Raw genomic sequence first — 15,978 nt, forward strand, 5'->3', positions numbered from 1 at the left:
TTGTGCCGTGCCGACACGTCAGCCCGGCGGAAAGCGGAAGATGCAGGGGCGACACCGGAGGCCGCAGCGCAGATAAAGCGCGAAGCGGGTCTGGACGGTTTTCGAGCGAAACCTGAGCGAGAAAACGACGGGAAGAACGGCGAGTATCATAAAAAAACTGCGACCGGGCGAGGATGGCGGCGTCAGCGAACCCTTGCATCTGCAGCAGCCGGGCTAAAGTGAAGGCACGGCACTACCCGTCGCGATGCAGGAGGTTGAATACAGGGTTTCTGTCCCGTTTTTCGACCACAGGGAGAAAAGCGGAAGCAGATGTCGCGACACGACAGACGCAGGAATAAGGCCACAGACCGGAGGGATGGGACCGGGTGAAGCGGAGCCGGCGGCAACGGCAAGCCGGCGACTTCATCCGGGGATGGCTGCGCCAGCGAACTCCTGCCTCTGCCGCAGCCGGGCTACAGTGAAGGCACGGCACCGCCCGCATACGGTACGGCATTAACAGAAGGGGGGGGGTTCACCCAAAAGGCCCGGAAAACGGGCCGGGTGGACGTGGAGCTGGCACGGCGACATCCTTATTGCACCACTCCTCCTGTGCCGGCAGGCTGACAAGGGAGGATCCCCCCTCCCCTGATGCGCCGGGCGGTCACTCCTGAGTTTTGATGGCGCGGGCCTCTCTCACCACATCCTTTAAAACCCGGCGATCAAACCAGCGCCGGACCGGAGTGTCCGTAAAACGCAGCTGATCAGTGATAACCCCTGCGCTCCTGATATTTTCCTCCCGCTCGTTAACCAGGGTGAGCAGAACCGGGCAGAATCGCGCATCGCGAATAAGAATGGCATCAAGGACCTGATCCAGCCTGTCGGTCTCATCCTCGTCCAGCCAGTTATCATGATCATACTCAGCGGCCAGCAAGCGCCAGTCACCGATCCGCCTGTCCATCAGATGAGGAGTGACGGACGGCTTCAGTGCGGCGGCGATGCGCTTCGTATCCCGGTGGACGATTTCCGTTATCTGCGTAAGGGAGGCTTTCAGGAAGGCCAGCAGATCGACACATTCCGCCGCCGTCAGCCATTCCTGAGCGTAAGGCAGGCGGATAACCTGACAGTCAGCCAGCCGCTCCGGATGCGGATATGCCTGCACCGGAAAGAGATGCAGACGGGCCGGGGTTCCCGCCAGCCGCCGGGCGCTGGCGAGCAACAACGCTGCCCGGCCATACGTCAGCGGCTGACAAAGCTGTTCCGTAAGCGTGAGGATTTCCACGCCACTGAGAGAGCCGCAGGCGGCGAGCCAGCCGGGTACGGTTTCGGGTGCGACGGGTGCCATATCAACAGCGTCGGGCCAGCCAGCCTGGCGCAGCATCCGGTCGCCGTGACGCAGAATAAGCGCGTTAAGGGTTTCATTTTTCATCATTATCGTCTCTGTTCGGGTGATATTGCCCCGCAGCGTGTCGGGGCGAGCTGCTGTCAGCTTTTCAGTAATGCGCGCACTTTTGCTGTATCTGCCAGGCGGCGCATGACGCTTTCCGGCACCGGGTGATTGCGATCCCGTGCGGTCCATTCCCTGTCCCACAATGCCTGTTCAGCTGTAATCAGCAGGGTTTCAAGCAGGTCAACCGGCACAGTCACCCTCTGCCCGTTCTCTTTCACCTGGTCTATCAGTGCCATCACCAGTCCGGCTGACACGCCCGACTCAAGACGTTGTTCTTCCGGTATGGCATCCATGCGTTCCAGCACGGCCCTTACGTCCTGTCCTGAAACGGAATATTCCATCCCGTCAGCCAGCGCTTCAATATCCGCCGGAGTCCAGATAATCAGGTTCAGCGGGGTTTCTGCGGGATATTGCTCACTCAGCATCCTGCAAATGTCTTCACGGATTCCGTACATTTTCTCTCCTCACTCCAGAAAGCTTTCATCGATCATCAGTGCAATATTGAACGCCTCATCCATCAGGACGCTGAGACGTCGCAGACTGATACCGGCAAGCCGTTCCGTCAGTCCGTCGTGCCGGTAGTGGTACGTGTCTTCCAGCACTTTCAGGGTGGTTTTCAGGTCGCAAAGATTGTTCGCCAGCCCGGCCATATCGCGACGAAGGGCTTCGTGTCCGTCGTAATTCATTACGCGGCCTCCGGGAGCCATTCATCATTCGCCGCCGGGGTATTGACGGCCCGGTGCATGGCGGCCAGTCGTTCGGTTCCGGCCCGGTGGTACTGCGCCAGCATTTCGATGCCGATATAGCGGCGTCCGGCGCGGTATGCGGCGACGCAGGTCGACCCGCTTCCGGCAAACGGGTCGAGAACAATCGCGCCCGGGGCGCTGAATGACTCAATCAGCGGCTGTAGCGCCTCCACCGGTTTCTGCGTCGGATGCAGGGCATTGCCGGTATACGGGAAGGGCAGCACGTCTGGCAGCGGTTTAAGTGGCGGCACGGGACGGCCTTTGGCAAGGACATAAGCCCCTTCGTGGCAGTAGTCCACAAATCCGCGTCGGGCCTTGGCATTACGGCGGTTGGAGGCATAGTTTTTGGTGAACACAAGCTGGCCCACGGCATAGAATCCTGCCGCCTTCCACGCGGCCATAAAGCGGTCCACACGGTTCCAGCCGTAGAAGCTCACCATCAGCGCGTCATTTTTGAGGACGCGGTACATCTCCAGCGTGGCCGGTTGCAGCCACTCGTCCGTCACATCCCCGGCAATCTGTCTGCCCTGGCGGTCCTTAAAGCCGACGAGGTAAGGCGGATCGGTCACAATAAGGTCCACGGCACGGTCGGGGAATCCGCGCATCACATCAATACAGTTCCCGAGAATGAATCTGGACATGGCAGCACTCCTGTAGTCAGAGGGGGCAGGAGGCATCACCGCGATACCGTTCCCTGCCGCACGCTGCCTGTTCATCGCGTCCGGTCACGGGTCAGGCCGACCGTGGAATACCGCAGCCGTCCGTCTTTTCGACGGCAAGGATATGCCGCGAAAGCGGCTTGAAGGGCGTTCCTTAAAAGGGCGAGGGACTGGCGTACACTCTCAACGACGCCGGGCCGGAGCGGAAAACCGCCCGTCCCGTACCAGACCGGACGCGAGACACTGGCAGCGGGTGGCAGGCTTGCGTTAACGTCAGGCGAATGGGGAATTACCGGCATACCTGTCCACAAATCCGGGGCTTAAGATTGTGGATAACCTGAAGGCAAACGACGGAGAAGCACGGGAGAACAGACGCCACTACGTCTGTTCTTTTATTGAACAACCAGAAAGTTTGTATCAGCGGTTCAGGGATTTATCCCCGGCCACGGACAGGCCAATATAGACGCCCGCCCCCCAGATGACCTGCGACAAAATGAAACCCCACTGCGGAACGTCGAAAACCAGAAGCGGAAGCAGACATACCGTCACAATGCCAATCAGCCGGCTGCCAAATTTTCTGCGCACCGGTTCACTGCTGTCGACGGGAATGCGGGCGAGACGGAGAACATTTCTGAATCCTGGTGACATGAGAACCTCCCTGGGGATGCCAGTCATTTGAAATCGGTATAGTGGTGGATGTGATTCGTACTGTTAGTCACCGAATGCACGCCGCATATTTTTCTTTATTTCCCGGGTATCCGACCCCGACACCGGCACGGCAGATGTTGCCGGCGTATCCGCTACTGCAGCAGCAGCCCTGCTCACGCCAGCGGAGCCGGCCATCTGCTGAACCAGCGCCTGCAGCTCACTGACCGAGGTGGGCGGTACCGGCATACTGGCCAGCAGGCGCGGCAGCTCCGGTGCCGTCGTGTGGAGGGCAAGACCGGTGATAATCAGGTTTCTCAGCAGATCGCCACGCAGACGGGATGATGATTCCGTCAGCACACTTTCCACCCGTTCTCCGCTCCGGCCATGTTGAAGCGTCAGGGTGTAACGCCGGCGCTGATATTCCGTCTCCGGTGATACAGGCAGAGCAGCCTCACCACTTTCGGGCTCATCCGGAAGGCCGGCGAGTGAAGACCAGGTTCCGGAGACCAGGGCCATAACAGCGCAAAGGCGGACAGCGCTCAGCTGCCCGGCAAAGAACACCGGGATCAGCGCCGGTAAACGGGCATCCACCTGGTATACCACCGACCCGGCGGTGGCGGCGGTACGGATGAACTCACCGCGCAGGGGCTGTGAGATGGTGCTGATGGTAGCCATCGCCGCGATGTCGGTGCGATCGTCGCTGTGCAGATAGAAAGAATACTGGCCGTCCGGCACGTTTAGTCCTCTTTATTGTAAAGGGCAATCTCCCTGGCCAGCGCCATCTGCGGATCGCCGATAACCTCGATACGGTCAGGGGCCAGAGGCCAGGCCTGACGGATAGCTTCTTCTATGAGGGAGGCCCCTCCCCCGACCAGGAATACCCGGTTAACGTTCCTGAAAGCCGTCAGCTCACTGGTGACTCGCGCCCCCAGGGAGGTGATTGCCTCTGCTATTTTGTTCCGAACCTCGTCGATTTTACCGGCATCGTTGATCACACGCTGCAGATACTGACGATCATTGCGGTTGCGGATGATAGTGTCAGCGATGAGGGCGCTGGTTTCGCTGTCTGCCGCCCGCAGTGCGCCTGCAGCTGCCCGGGTGACCTGTGACACGCCAACAGACGGATTACCGTGCACCGCACTGATGTCATCAAACTGGCCGACAATCACACCGGCATCGAGCGTGGTGCCACCGAGATCGATAATCAGGGTGGTCTCCGCGGGGCCAGGTTTCAGCTCAGCGAGACGGGAGAACGCCGCCGGCAGTGATTCCGGCATCACCTTCACGTCCGTTACGGTAAACGCCCTGCCCTTATTCAGAACCAGCTCACGCATCAGATTATCCCGTTTGCGTCGTATGTTTTCCTCGTTCCGCTGGCAGTCCCCGTCGTAATATTCACTCACGGGCAGCGTCACGGTCAGACTCACCGGCTGCGGCTCCAGTCCGCTGTTCAGCAGCGCATGATGCACAGCCAGCAGGTTGAGATCACCGTACTGATAATCCACGTTTGTTGTCGGGATGGCATCCCGGCTGACGCTGTCCCAGGTGTATTTCAGCGTGCCCACCTGATAATTGAACGTTGCCGCACTGAATTCCGCCACTTTCCAGCCATGCCTGAAGGAGTTCGCAGAGACTCGGGTCTGAAGCTCATCGCCTTCAAACCATGCCAGCTTAACATTAGTTGAACCATCATCGCAGTAAATATTCATCATTATGCTCCGTTAATCACACTCAATTTGATACTAATTATACGAGCAAAATGAAAAAATCAAAGTAATATTTCTCAATATGAGCAATATAAAAACATCAAAATGATTAAATAGAGCATTTTGAGCACTTTTATTTACTCAAAAAGTTCGTTCAGAAGGCGAACTGGATTATCGCCACGCTGTAAAATATACTGTATGCATAACCAGTATTTTTTGGAGTATCAGGAGGAAAGATGAAGCTCCAACTTTTCAGCGCCGGGAAAGAACTCCCGCCACAGGCCCATCCATTGTTTGCCGATCTGGCCTGCTGCGGTTTTCCCAGCCCTGCTGCTGACTATGTCGAGTCCGATCTGGATCTCCATGATTACTGCATACGGCATCCGAGCGCGACTTACTACCTGCGTGCCAGCGGAGACAGCATGGCCGACGGCAGTCTGTACAATGGCGATCTGCTGGTTGTGGACAGTGCTGAAAAGCCGCGGCACGGCGATATCGTTGTCGCCAGCGTACAGGGGGAGTTTACGGTGAAACGGCTTCTGCTGACGCCACGGCTGACGCTGCAGCCCATGAATGCCTCCTGGTCGCCGATTTATCCTGACCCCGACGAGCTGGATATCTTTGGCGTCGTCACGCATATCATCCACCGACCGAGGGAGATGTACTGATGTTTGCCCTGGCCGATGTGAACAGCTTCTATGCCAGCTGTGAACGTGTTTTCCGCCCGGATTTGAAAGGAAAGCCGATAGTCGTCCTGAGCAACAACGACGGGAACGTAATCGCTCGCAGTGCCGAGGCGAAGCCCTGGATCAAAATGGGGACTCCGTGGTTTCAGATAAAAAACGAAAGGTACCCGGAAAAAATATATGCATTTTCAAGTAACTATGAACTTTACGCCTCGATGTCAGCGCGCGTGATGAACTGCCTGGAGGAACTGGCACCCAGGGTGGAACAGTATTCAATTGATGAGATGTTCCTCGACCTGACCGGCGTGGAGCATTGTATGGAGATTGAGGACTTCGGCCGGCAGCTGCGTCAGCACGTGTATGACTGTACCCGCCTGACTATTGGCGTGGGCGCCGGACCAACGAAAACCCTCGCAAAATCAGCCCAGTGGGCCTCAAAAGAGTGGAAACAGTTTCGTGGCGTACTCGCTCTGACCAGGGGAAATCCGCAGAGAACACGGAAACTGCTTTCACTGCAGCCAGTTGAAGAAATATGGGGGGTGGGTAACCGTATTGCACGCAAGCTGAATGTGCTGGGCATAAAGACCGCACTCGATCTGGCTCTGACGAACCCGGCCTTCATCCGCAAAAATTTTTCTGTGGTCCTTGAGCGAACGGTACGTGAACTGAACGGGGAAAGCTGCCTTTCGCTTGAGGAAGCCCCTTCGACTAAACAGCAAATTGTGTGCAGCCGCAGTTTTGGCGTGAAGATCACTGAGTTCGAGTCGCTCCGCCAGGCTATCTGCCAGCACGCAGAGCGGGCCTCTGAAAAGCTGCGTAAAGAGCGCCAGTATTGCCGGCATATTTCCGTTTTCATCAAAACGTCCCCGTTCGCCGCTAAAGAGCTGTACTACGGCAACGTGGCCACGGAAAAACTGCTTACCCCGACTCAGGACACCAGGGACATCATTGCAGCCGCCACAACGGCTCTGGAGCGTATCTGGAGGGATGAGCACCGGTATGCCAAAGCCGGAGTTATGCTGAATGACTTCACCGGCTCCGGCGTTTCGCAGCTGCAACTGTTCGACGAACGCCCGCCACGCCCTCACAGTGCTGAGTTGATGAAGGTTCTGGACGGGATCAACCACTCAGGGCTGGGTAAAGTATGGTTTGCGGGGCGGGGCATTGCCCCGGAATGGCAGATGAAACGGGAGATGCTTTCTCCTGCTTATACGACACGATGGTCAGATATTCCTGAAGCGAAACTGGCGTAAAACTTTGGCGATTTCACCTTGAAATTCTCAACCTAAACTTCTTAATTACAACAAGTTAGATGTGAAATCGCCATGGCGAAATTATTGACTCAAATTTCTTTCAAGGACCTCATTGATAGCCTTGTCCAGTTCATCCTGAACCACTTTTGACATACGGCTAAACTCATAAGTCAGCGTGCGCCCTTTCACACGCTTGCGTGCGAACTTGTCCTTTTCTTCAAAGGTCCAGAGTGGGGAAATCACTGACTTTTCCCTGGGAGGTGGCGCTATCAATGCCTGAGATGCCTGAGAAATCAGCTTCAGTATACTGGCTTTCTGTTCGTCTTCTGGTCGCTCGCAATCACTTAAAATTGCATTATGCCGATCTGAGACAGACTGAATGAGCTCTTCAGGCGTTAAGCCCTTTTCACTGAGTTTTTCGTTAACTTCTAAAAGAATTTTATAGTCACTAAATGACAACTCCGACTGAACCGGGAACAGAGCAATCAAGTCTTGCGGTACTGCCGCCGCCTGCAGCGCCCTGGTGACCTTAGCCTGAGATAACCCCTCCAGTTCAGCAATTTCCTTTTGATTGAATCCGGATTCTTTAAGAGCTATCAGTCTCAGGCCGATTTCCCGAAGGTTATGTTCTTTAGCTGTCTGGATATCTTTAGCCAGTTGGCGAGCTTCATCAGCTGATAAATGTTCATCGGTAACCATGACATCAAGGCCTGTGCGGATATAAATCGCTGAGGCTCGCCGTCTTGAACCATCCAGTATCTCAATCTTTTCACCTTGCTTAATACCAATACAGGGGAAGAACTGCTGAAACTTAATCGTCTGGATAATGGATTTCAGAGACTCCCTGGTTAGAGCAAGTTGATCTCGTCCATTGTTCTCCTGGTTTACGAAGGTCATACTTTCAACGTCAGCTGCAGGTATCCGAACAAACCTGAACGTTACCTTCCTGCCGGTTTTTAAGGTAAATACCTGGCTTCTATCGGTGTCAGTCATCTCGACCATTGACGCCTGAGTATTTAACTGTCTGCCGATGGTTTTTCTTCTCTCATTCGACATCACATACCTCCGTTAGTACGAATGAACTCAATGCGATCAAATACTGCCTTCGCAAAGTCCTCCGCTGCTGATTTTGCGCTTTTTAGCGCCTCTGTACTTCCATCATAGGTTGCGGGATTTGCTGAAATAACGGTGTCAAAAGTCTCCCCACAGCGTTCGAAACCATCCAGTCTCGGCAGAACCATATCGAGCATATCGGCACCGAAAACCTCTTTGGCCTGGCTATGACAAATTTTGTGATCAGACTTGTTCAGGATTTTGGACATGAAGCCGACGTTACCGATGAGATTGCAGGTATGCCCGTCCATTTCGATCGAATCAATGAGGGCAGGGAGGCTGGCCACAAACTTCAGGGAAGAATGAAAATCAACCGTCGCCGGTGGAAGGGGGGTCAACATCAGGTCTGCCGCACCAATACAGTTTTTCAGGAATGCATCAAGGTGAGGACCGCTATCAAGGAAAATAAAGTCGTAGTCATGCTGGAGCTTGTCGATAATGTTCTCTTTAAGCACTGCATGAATATTTTGCCCTGGCAGATGTTCTTCACACAGCCCCTTCCAGCCTTCAGCAAGGAATGCATCGTCAATGGAAGCGGGAATGACATCAACACCCGGAATAATCGACGGCACTATAAAATCGGAAAGTAATTCTTCACGAGACACGTTCTGGAGCATGGCCTGAGCAGCCGTATTTTCAACCAAGCCCACTGAATTCTCATGGCTCAGGAACATTGTCAAAGATGCCTGCGGATCGAAATCGATGGCCAGAATACGGAGGTCTTCGAACAGAAGCTGAGGATGAGCTCGAAAAGCATGTGATAATGAAGCGGTAGAGACTGTCTTGGAACCACCACCTTTAAGATTACAAACAAAAATCGTGAAGGCTTTATCGAAGCGATCCCTGTACTTGGGCACTTTACGATGGAAATACAGATCGATGACATTCTGAATCGTCATCGCGTATTTCATCGTATTGCCGGAAGGTTTCTTTTTAAAAACGTAGCCACCGGCTTCCATTTCGGCCACAGCATACTCAACACTGCCTTTACTGAGTTTAGGCAGCTTATACAGGGCGGCTTTGCTGTATTCCTGATAGAACTCGGTAAGTTTCAATTCCTCTTTTTGCTGGCGTATATTTTCGCTCAAAGATGTCAGAAGCTTACCTGCACGTGTGGCGACTTTCCGTAACTGCTCAATATTGTCCATTCATCACCTCATGACGTTTTTTGTCATTTTGAACAAAAAGAGTCATGTTGCAAGTAAAAAATCATGTTGTTTTGATTTCGCTCTCAACAATGGGAGGGTTTGGACAAGCCAGAAGGGTGTTCCACTCAAACACCGTTCTGAATCGCAATTTTACGCTCAGGGGCTGATTTTTGTTACGACCGTTCAAAGATAGCTTTTCTGTAACAGTGCTCGCCGCAGCCATGAGACCGAGCGTAGCGAGCGAACTGGCGAGGAAGCAAAGAGGAGCCGTTCAGGCAGATAGCTCTTACGCCCAATACATGAATAGGTTTCCATCCTCTGTTGGAAACAGGGCAACTTCGCAGGCAGCCCTGACTGTGGGATACGGGTCAGGCCGGGTCTGCGGGAAACGCCCCAAGCGCAGGCACACGCGCAGATAGCCTGTTCAGGGCAATAAGTGTGACAATCTGCCCTCATCAATTATGACGAGCTCGACCACTGCCTCAGGACTTGCGACTAAAGGGAAGAGGGAAAAAGGGAAAGAGGGGAAATCAACTGTGACAAACTGCACTCATTCAACTGTGACAAACTGCACTCATGTATTGTGACAAATTGCCCTCAAACTTGGTTTCACTACCGGTTACAGCCAAAAAGGTATTAATAAGCGCAGGCTGCCAGGGAGGGAACAGCAAAACTGTGACAAATCACCCTCAACCTGCCGGATCAAATGTGACGAACCACCCTCAAATCTGTGACAGATAACCCTCAAACTATTCCGTTGTCAGGGAGGTGATATCACGGAAAGAGAATACGATATGAGTTGTCTGGCGGCCTTTCTTTTTCTCGATGTAAGAGAGGCGCATTGGTGTCCGGCTGTTGATCTCATCAACACTTGCCTGCAGGAAACGGCGGCGAAAGTCCGGCATACGCTGGTAACTTTGAGGTAGCTGGTAGCGCTCCATGATCCAGTCGATTTTCAGGGACACGACACCTGAGCCATCAGGTTTACGGTACTGACACAGGGATTCGTATAAACGCATGGCATACGGATTGGTAATCTCTTTTGTTTCACTGAGCCGGAACTGCGTAAACCGGTTCTGTAGCCCGATGAAAAAGGGAATGAGATAGGGGTTGATATGTACGCTGTAAAGCCCTCTGGATGGGCTGTGGGCACGTTTGATAAACCAGGGAAAGGATTCATACCCTTTTTCATCGCCGTCATCCTCTTCAGGGCGATAGAAAACCACTTCCTTACCTGCAAAACCTTTCAAAGCCTGTCGTATATCCTTGCTGGCTTCAGCGGAGGTCAGCCCGAATGTTTCAGCGTATTTAGCAACATGAATTTCGCAGATGCCGTCGTGTTCCTGCAGCGAACCATCGGATTTCCTGATCTGGTCAACGAACAGATACAGCATACGTTTTTGATCCCGGGAGAGACTATATGCCGCCTCAGTCAGCTCATTTGACTGGACAATCCGCGGGCTATTTTTACGTTTTTTGTGGTTTATAACCGCTATTTCCGCCATGACAGATCCATGTGAAGTGTGACAGGTTTTCAGATTGTCACACTTCATAAAACAGAGTCAACAGGGATGGATAACTTTGTGAAAAGCAACGCCATCTGAGGGCAATTTGTCACAGGGTTAAGGGTGATTTGTCACAGAAAGGAATGCTATTTGAGGGTGGTTTGTCACACTGAAAGGGCGGTTTGTCACAGTTCCTCCTCTGGAACCCGCATGGATAAAGGCCTGCGGGCATTCTAAAAATAAAGATCTAACAACTATAAAAAAAGATCTTATAAAAATATCCCGGTGGATAAGTGGATAACCCCTAGGTAAGGAAATTTTTCAGGCATAGAGCGTAAGCGGAATATATAAGCACTGTTCCCTGGTGCTTCCTCGCTCACTCGGGGCTTCGCCCTGTCGCTCGGCTGCGGCGAGCACTGCTGGCTCGATCATATCCATGACCAGAATTACGGCGCACTGGGTAAAATGCGGCATATCCAGACATTTCACTTGGCAATATGAATTCAGATACTTATGCTAGGGATCCTTACAACAGGAGGTAACAAGATGAAACTTCAAGATATACAGATAGATAATACCGTAAGGAGTGGTCTTAATTCTTTCACTGATGGGGTGATTATTCGTGATACAAAGGTATTGATCACGCTCAATCTCCCGGATGGACAGAAAACCACTATTGAGGGGGAATGGCGGCATATGTCGGACGCCAACAGATTGTCAGAACGTATTACGATGCTTCAGCATGCGATTTATGAGCAGTATCAGGAATACAGAGCACATATTCCCGTCAGCTGGTCCAGATAACTTCTGACAGACCTTACCGGCGAGCAGGACGTTCGCCAGCATCAGTCTCCTAAGTACTTAAATATTCCCTTTCAGCATGGCTACCGCATCCGCTTCAGGCATCTGAAACTGAACTCGATGCCGCGCAGCAACATCAAGTGCGAACACCTTCGTATAGACTTCCGTCGAGCTAATCGATTTGTGGCCCATCAGGCTCTGCAAAACCTTCAGTGGTATGCCGGCGTACAGCATGTGCATTGCGTAGGAGTGACGGAACGTATGGGGAGTCACCGGTACTGAGAACGTCACCCCGTCGGCCGCTGCAGCCTCCACCGCTTCGCTAAGCCAGGTGCGGACGGTACGGTCTGTGATCTCCCAGATACGCGCCTTCTCCATTCTGCCGGTGCGCTTGTTTCGTCTTTCGAGAGGAATTTTCAGGGTGGCCACCATCATCTGCAGCTGGCTGACATAGTGGTGATCGGAAAGGGGAACCAGACGATGGACCTGACTGGCTGCGGGGGCACGACCTGCCGTCCTGGCCGCTTTCTCGGTGCGCTGCTTGAGCGTGGCCAACTGCACGAATGAATACGGCGGCGCCAGCGAAAAATCCCCCCGGGTCAGGGCCAGCGCTTCATTAATACGCGCGCCCGTATTCCACAGTGTTGCCAGCAGCATCTTGCGGTGCAGATCGGGAACATAGTGGAGCAGGGCACTAACTTCCGGAGCCAACAGGTATCTGGGCAGTTCGTCCTGAACGAGAGCCATCTGGCGCAGAGCCAGCGCCGCCGGATAGTCGATGGACACAGGCAACTGAGCTATCGTTCCTGGTTGCTGCCCCAGGGTAACGAGTCCGGTCATCAGTGTGACTCTCCGGCTGGAGGTATATTCAGTGCTGATGCGATGATTTCCCGGTTTTCCTCATTACGCCAGTTACCGAAATAGTCCACTTCCAGTCGCAGGGATATGTCAGCCGCCTCTATCAGGTCCGATACTTTTTGCAAGGTATTCTGCAGCTGCTGTGCTGATATCACTCGTGGCACATCATGTTCATCCACGCCGTTGCGGTGTACAAGATCATTTCGCCAGTCTGAGACGATGCCCAGTGGCTCAGTTGGCCAGACGGGAGGGATGTGCAGCACGGCCCCGAAATAGCGCTTAATGGTTTTAACGTTATGAAAAGTCATTCGGGAAACGAAGTTTCGCGCCGCAGGGCGGAAAAGTGAAAGCTCCATCTCACGGGCAGCATGTTTTACCGGGTTTTTTATTCTATCTGACTTCATATAAAACTCATCCCTGAAACGTGTAAGGGGCCAGTCATGCTCAAGCAGTGCCCTGGCGCAATACATCAGGTATGCCTCCATGACCGTAACGGCATGGACGAAAGACATCCTGTACACCAGTTCAGGCTGCTCCTTATCGAGTAGGGTATACAGCTTCTTCAGCTCCTCCTTTGCGTGTATGTAACGCTGATGAATATTGTTCAGAGAAGCCACAAAGAGCCCGTGTTCATGATCCCACTGAGCCAGATCGGCCAGCGCTTCCTGCTCCCAGCAGTACAAGTTCGCGGCCTGCTCCCATTCTTCAGAGTTGGGAATAACATCCGGGTAATTCTCCTCAAGCCATTCATCAAACCGTTCAGCTTCCAGATCCTGCATATATTCCTTCATGCTACCCATATTGCTGTGACCTCTTATAGTGCCTTAATAAAGGAGAAATCCCGCCCGTCATTTACTTGTTACAACTTCAGATGGATAAACCCCTGAAACCACCCGGAACAGTGGTATCAAGCGAATCCAGGTAGATACCATCGAGTTCCTCGTCACTCTGGAACTCGTAAGGAATAGCATCATCAGGAATCGGGAACCAACGCTCAGGAGAGTGAGTTCTCCACTCCCAGTGCCCAGTTGAGTTAATACGACGAGCAATCTCCCTACCGTCATGATCTAAAACATGTACCAAGGGATACCCGTAGCTGTTAGTTCTGTGAAACCAAATTCGCTGGTAGTCACAGAGTTCATTCCATAACCCGGATAACCCAGTGTTTGGTAAGTCAGTGCTTTGAGTCATAAATTAATTACCCAGTTAATAGTACCGAATTGACATCATCTGTCATCACTTACTGACGCGCCTGATAGTCACATATTGTGATTTTTCCATTAAGTAATCATTCTATCCTAGATAAAAAGCAGCCATACAACCACGCCGTTAAATTACCGGATGGCCGGTTCCGGTAGATCCGACTTTTCCGCTATCTCACCGTTTCCGGAAGTGTACCACGGTCAGGAAGTAAGCGAAGCACTGTTTTCTGCTGCTGCGCGCCGGGTCACGGGGCAGGGGAGATCCACAACATATAGCGTGGTGTACAGCTGACAATAACACTACATCTTGTGTCTATGCGCCGCTGAGCCCCGGAGCGGTGTGCGCAGATCCGGAACCACCAGAAATCGGATCTCAGGAGAGGAAGAGAAGGACTATTGCATTAAAAGCAAAAAAAACACCATATTGTTGCGTAAAGTGGATTATTTCATGGGAATGCAAAATTCACTGCTTTCTGAGTCTGATACAGCAACAAAGAAGTAAGGGAAACTTTTTTCAGTTATTTTTCATAAACAGGCCTTAAAGGCCGCCAGGCGAATTCTAAATACCTGTAGATAAACCACAGACAAGGAAACTTACTATGTCATTATTATTTGCAGCTGTACTTACATTGATCGCCTGCGGCCACTATATCTGGACTATCGGACTATCGTGGTCGCTTACCGTGGTCTAACATGGTTTTTGACCAATTTTGACGACCTCTTCATATCTGGAAACGAAACTGGCGATACTATCGCCGTTTCATGTTCCCTGAGATGAAATGCAGGCTCCGCAGATGGTTCAGTAAATTATTCTAACAGGGAGCCCAGTCCGGCAATCTGGCACAGGCAGCACCAAGTGGTGAAAACCATCTTGGTTTCCCCTGATCTCCATTTACGGACCGTACGCTCCCTGACATGCAGCCGCTCGGCCAACTGAATGTCATTCAGTGAGATCAACGACAGAACGTGCCGGACATCAACGTTTCTGGCTTGGTCCACTCCTCTCCAGGCAGCAGAGTATGGGCATTGAAGTCACCCGTTGCCACGAGCTTCTTCCGGCAACTTATCTGTTCCGGGGTCAGGGCCATCAGCCTTTCTCCCTGGATACAGTCCAGCAAACGGGATGTTCCGGAAGATAATAATTATCATGATGTTCGTTCTGCAGCTTCAGATAATTTTCTACGTCACTAAGTTGCCAGCTAGAATAAATAATATTTGAAAACCCGACGTTATACATATCAATTATTGACATAACCTGGTCAATATAATCATAGGAGCATTTATAAACATTGATTCGTGACATGTCTTTTGTCAGTAGTTTCTGGGGGGCCGGGCTGAACACATTAATTTCCAGTGGGGTAAAAAATCCGTGTTCAGGGTACTGATAAAACTCAAGAGCCAAATTATGAGCAAGGGGAAGGTACAGGACGGATTCTTCTGTTATTTTGCAAAATACATTAGGTGATACTGTAAAAACCGGACGTGGTTCTGTACTGTCAAAGTGGTGCCCGGTATGAAATATATCCACACGATGTATTCCTGAAAAAACCTCTCCGCGTAACCTGGCCATTGCGTCAATCATTGTTATTTTTCCCTGGAGCGCTAGAAGGGAAAATAATACAAACATGGCCTTAGCTTTTTCGTCATCCCCTGAAGAAGAACGAGCTATACGAATCAGTTTCTGATAGATACTTAAAGCCGCCAGCTCCGGCATAACTTCAGGCAAAGAAATTGTTTCGGAAATAATATGCTGAAGGTTGTTTTTTACTGGATTGATGAATGACTGAAATAACTCATTTTTACCCGGAAATCTACTTTGCGGGTTATTGAGGTTAAGTAACATCTGAAATATGGCAAAACTTGCAAGCTTCTCTACCGGAAAATCATCAGTGTCACATTTAGCCAGACGTGGGAAATTATGGTTCTGAACAAGATCCCGGACAAGCAAAGCCATATCCTGTTCATAGTCACTGAGCTCATGCTCGATATCAAAAACCTCGCCTGTATCACCGTCGGTAAGACGAAAGCAGTCCTTACAGACGGCCACGCTGGATATCGGTAGCGGGATGTCCTTTATGTCATTTTTGCCTTCTGCCGTAGGAACCACAACGTGGGCCCAGACCCGTTGCTTCTCCTTCGGACTCTGTGACGTATCATCACTGCGGAAGTTCCTGAGAAACCACTGTGAGAGCATGTGTTGATTTCTGGTGTACCCCATAAAAATATC

Annotated in this window: 16 protein-coding genes and 2 pseudogenes; 3 read left to right on the top strand and 15 right to left on the bottom strand. The window is 52.0% G+C overall.

The features are described 5' to 3' along the window. Positions 1 to 640 precede the first annotated feature (640 nt). The 8 genes and pseudogenes from CWM57_RS24910 to parM form a co-directional block, all read right to left on the bottom strand. Positions 641 to 1,408 carry a hypothetical protein gene (locus CWM57_RS24910; protein WP_100676541.1) on the bottom strand — a complete coding sequence of 256 codons (768 nt, stop codon included), beginning with the start codon at positions 1,406 to 1,408 and terminating at the stop codon, positions 641 to 643. Between the two features lie 53 nt (positions 1,409 to 1,461). Then, complete coding sequence (locus CWM57_RS24915) at positions 1,462 to 1,881, bottom strand: DUF1380 family protein (protein ID WP_060598828.1); 420 nt, start codon at positions 1,879 to 1,881, stop codon at positions 1,462 to 1,464. A 9-nt stretch (positions 1,882 to 1,890) separates the two neighbouring features. Beyond that, positions 1,891 to 2,112 carry a hypothetical protein gene (locus CWM57_RS24920; protein ID WP_100676540.1) on the bottom strand — a complete coding sequence of 74 codons (222 nt, stop codon included), beginning with the start codon at positions 2,110 to 2,112 and terminating at the stop codon, positions 1,891 to 1,893. After that, complete coding sequence (locus CWM57_RS24925) at positions 2,112 to 2,813, bottom strand: DNA methylase (RefSeq protein ID WP_100676539.1); 702 nt, start codon at positions 2,811 to 2,813, stop codon at positions 2,112 to 2,114. The genes CWM57_RS24920 and CWM57_RS24925 overlap by 1 nt, the downstream gene beginning before the upstream one ends. Before the next feature lie 71 nt (positions 2,814 to 2,884). Continuing rightward, positions 2,885 to 3,077 (bottom strand): annotated as a pseudogene (locus tag CWM57_RS28065) (hypothetical protein); the annotation flags it as partial. Between the two features lie 171 nt (positions 3,078 to 3,248). Beyond that, the gene (locus CWM57_RS24930; RefSeq protein ID WP_048993627.1) at positions 3,249 to 3,479 is read right to left on the bottom strand and encodes a hypothetical protein; all 231 of its coding nucleotides are present in this window, start codon (positions 3,477 to 3,479) and stop codon (positions 3,249 to 3,251) included. Positions 3,480 to 3,542: 63 nt separating this feature from the next. Continuing rightward, a complete protein-coding gene (locus tag CWM57_RS24935) occupies positions 3,543 to 4,214 on the bottom strand; it encodes a plasmid partitioning/stability family protein (RefSeq protein ID WP_060598826.1) in 672 nt (223 codons plus the stop codon). Between the two features lie 2 nt (positions 4,215 to 4,216). Next, entirely contained in the window at positions 4,217 to 5,188 is a 972-nt protein-coding gene (parM, locus tag CWM57_RS24940) for a plasmid segregation protein ParM domain-containing protein (protein WP_100676538.1), read from the bottom strand. A 233-nt stretch (positions 5,189 to 5,421) separates the two neighbouring features. On the opposite strand from parM, the gene umuD reads away from it, so the two are divergent. Further along, entirely contained in the window at positions 5,422 to 5,853 is a 432-nt protein-coding gene (gene umuD, locus CWM57_RS24945) for a translesion error-prone DNA polymerase V autoproteolytic subunit (RefSeq protein WP_020805749.1), read from the top strand. Next, positions 5,853 to 7,124, top strand: a complete 1,272-nt coding sequence (locus tag CWM57_RS24950) for a Y-family DNA polymerase (protein ID WP_100676537.1) — start codon at positions 5,853 to 5,855, stop codon at positions 7,122 to 7,124. The genes umuD and CWM57_RS24950 overlap by 1 nt, the downstream gene beginning before the upstream one ends. An 81-nt stretch (positions 7,125 to 7,205) precedes the next feature. On the opposite strand, the gene CWM57_RS24955 is transcribed toward CWM57_RS24950, so the two are convergent. The 3 genes from CWM57_RS24955 to repE form a co-directional block, all read right to left on the bottom strand. Then, positions 7,206 to 8,180, bottom strand: coding sequence for a ParB family protein (locus CWM57_RS24955; protein WP_165784259.1), 975 nt, complete (start codon positions 8,178 to 8,180; stop codon positions 7,206 to 7,208). After that, a complete protein-coding gene (locus CWM57_RS24960; protein ID WP_100676535.1) occupies positions 8,180 to 9,385 on the bottom strand; it encodes an AAA family ATPase in 1,206 nt (401 codons plus the stop codon). The genes CWM57_RS24955 and CWM57_RS24960 overlap by 1 nt, the downstream gene beginning before the upstream one ends. A 749-nt stretch (positions 9,386 to 10,134) precedes the next feature. Continuing rightward, positions 10,135 to 10,890 (bottom strand): replication initiation protein RepE, encoded by a 756-nt coding sequence (gene repE / locus CWM57_RS24970; protein ID WP_012539983.1) that lies wholly within the window; start codon positions 10,888 to 10,890, stop codon positions 10,135 to 10,137. Positions 10,891 to 11,436: 546 nt separating this feature from the next. Between repE and CWM57_RS24975 the strand changes: the two genes are divergently transcribed. Continuing rightward, the gene (locus CWM57_RS24975; RefSeq protein ID WP_100676534.1) at positions 11,437 to 11,694 is read left to right on the top strand and encodes a hypothetical protein; all 258 of its coding nucleotides are present in this window, start codon (positions 11,437 to 11,439) and stop codon (positions 11,692 to 11,694) included. A 57-nt stretch (positions 11,695 to 11,751) separates the two neighbouring features. On the opposite strand, the gene CWM57_RS24980 is transcribed toward CWM57_RS24975, so the two are convergent. From CWM57_RS24980 to CWM57_RS25005, 4 genes and pseudogenes are all read right to left on the bottom strand, one after another. Further along, complete coding sequence (locus CWM57_RS24980; protein ID WP_100676533.1) at positions 11,752 to 12,531, bottom strand: site-specific integrase; 780 nt, start codon at positions 12,529 to 12,531, stop codon at positions 11,752 to 11,754. After that, complete coding sequence (locus tag CWM57_RS24985; protein ID WP_100676532.1) at positions 12,531 to 13,349, bottom strand: hypothetical protein; 819 nt, start codon at positions 13,347 to 13,349, stop codon at positions 12,531 to 12,533. Before CWM57_RS24985 ends, CWM57_RS24980 begins: the two co-directional genes overlap by 1 nt. A 1,209-nt stretch (positions 13,350 to 14,558) precedes the next feature. Then, positions 14,559 to 14,839: pseudogene (locus tag CWM57_RS28275) on the bottom strand (korC). Then, positions 14,839 to 15,969, bottom strand: coding sequence for a DUF4238 domain-containing protein (locus CWM57_RS25005; protein ID WP_100676530.1), 1,131 nt, complete (start codon positions 15,967 to 15,969; stop codon positions 14,839 to 14,841). The pseudogene CWM57_RS28275 and the gene CWM57_RS25005 overlap by 1 nt, the downstream one beginning before the upstream one ends. Positions 15,970 to 15,978: the final 9 nt, after the last annotated feature.

It is taken from the genome of Klebsiella sp. G-Nf4 (assembly GCF_002810615.1).
Classification (GTDB): Bacteria; Pseudomonadota; Gammaproteobacteria; order Enterobacterales; family Enterobacteriaceae; genus Klebsiella; species Klebsiella variicola.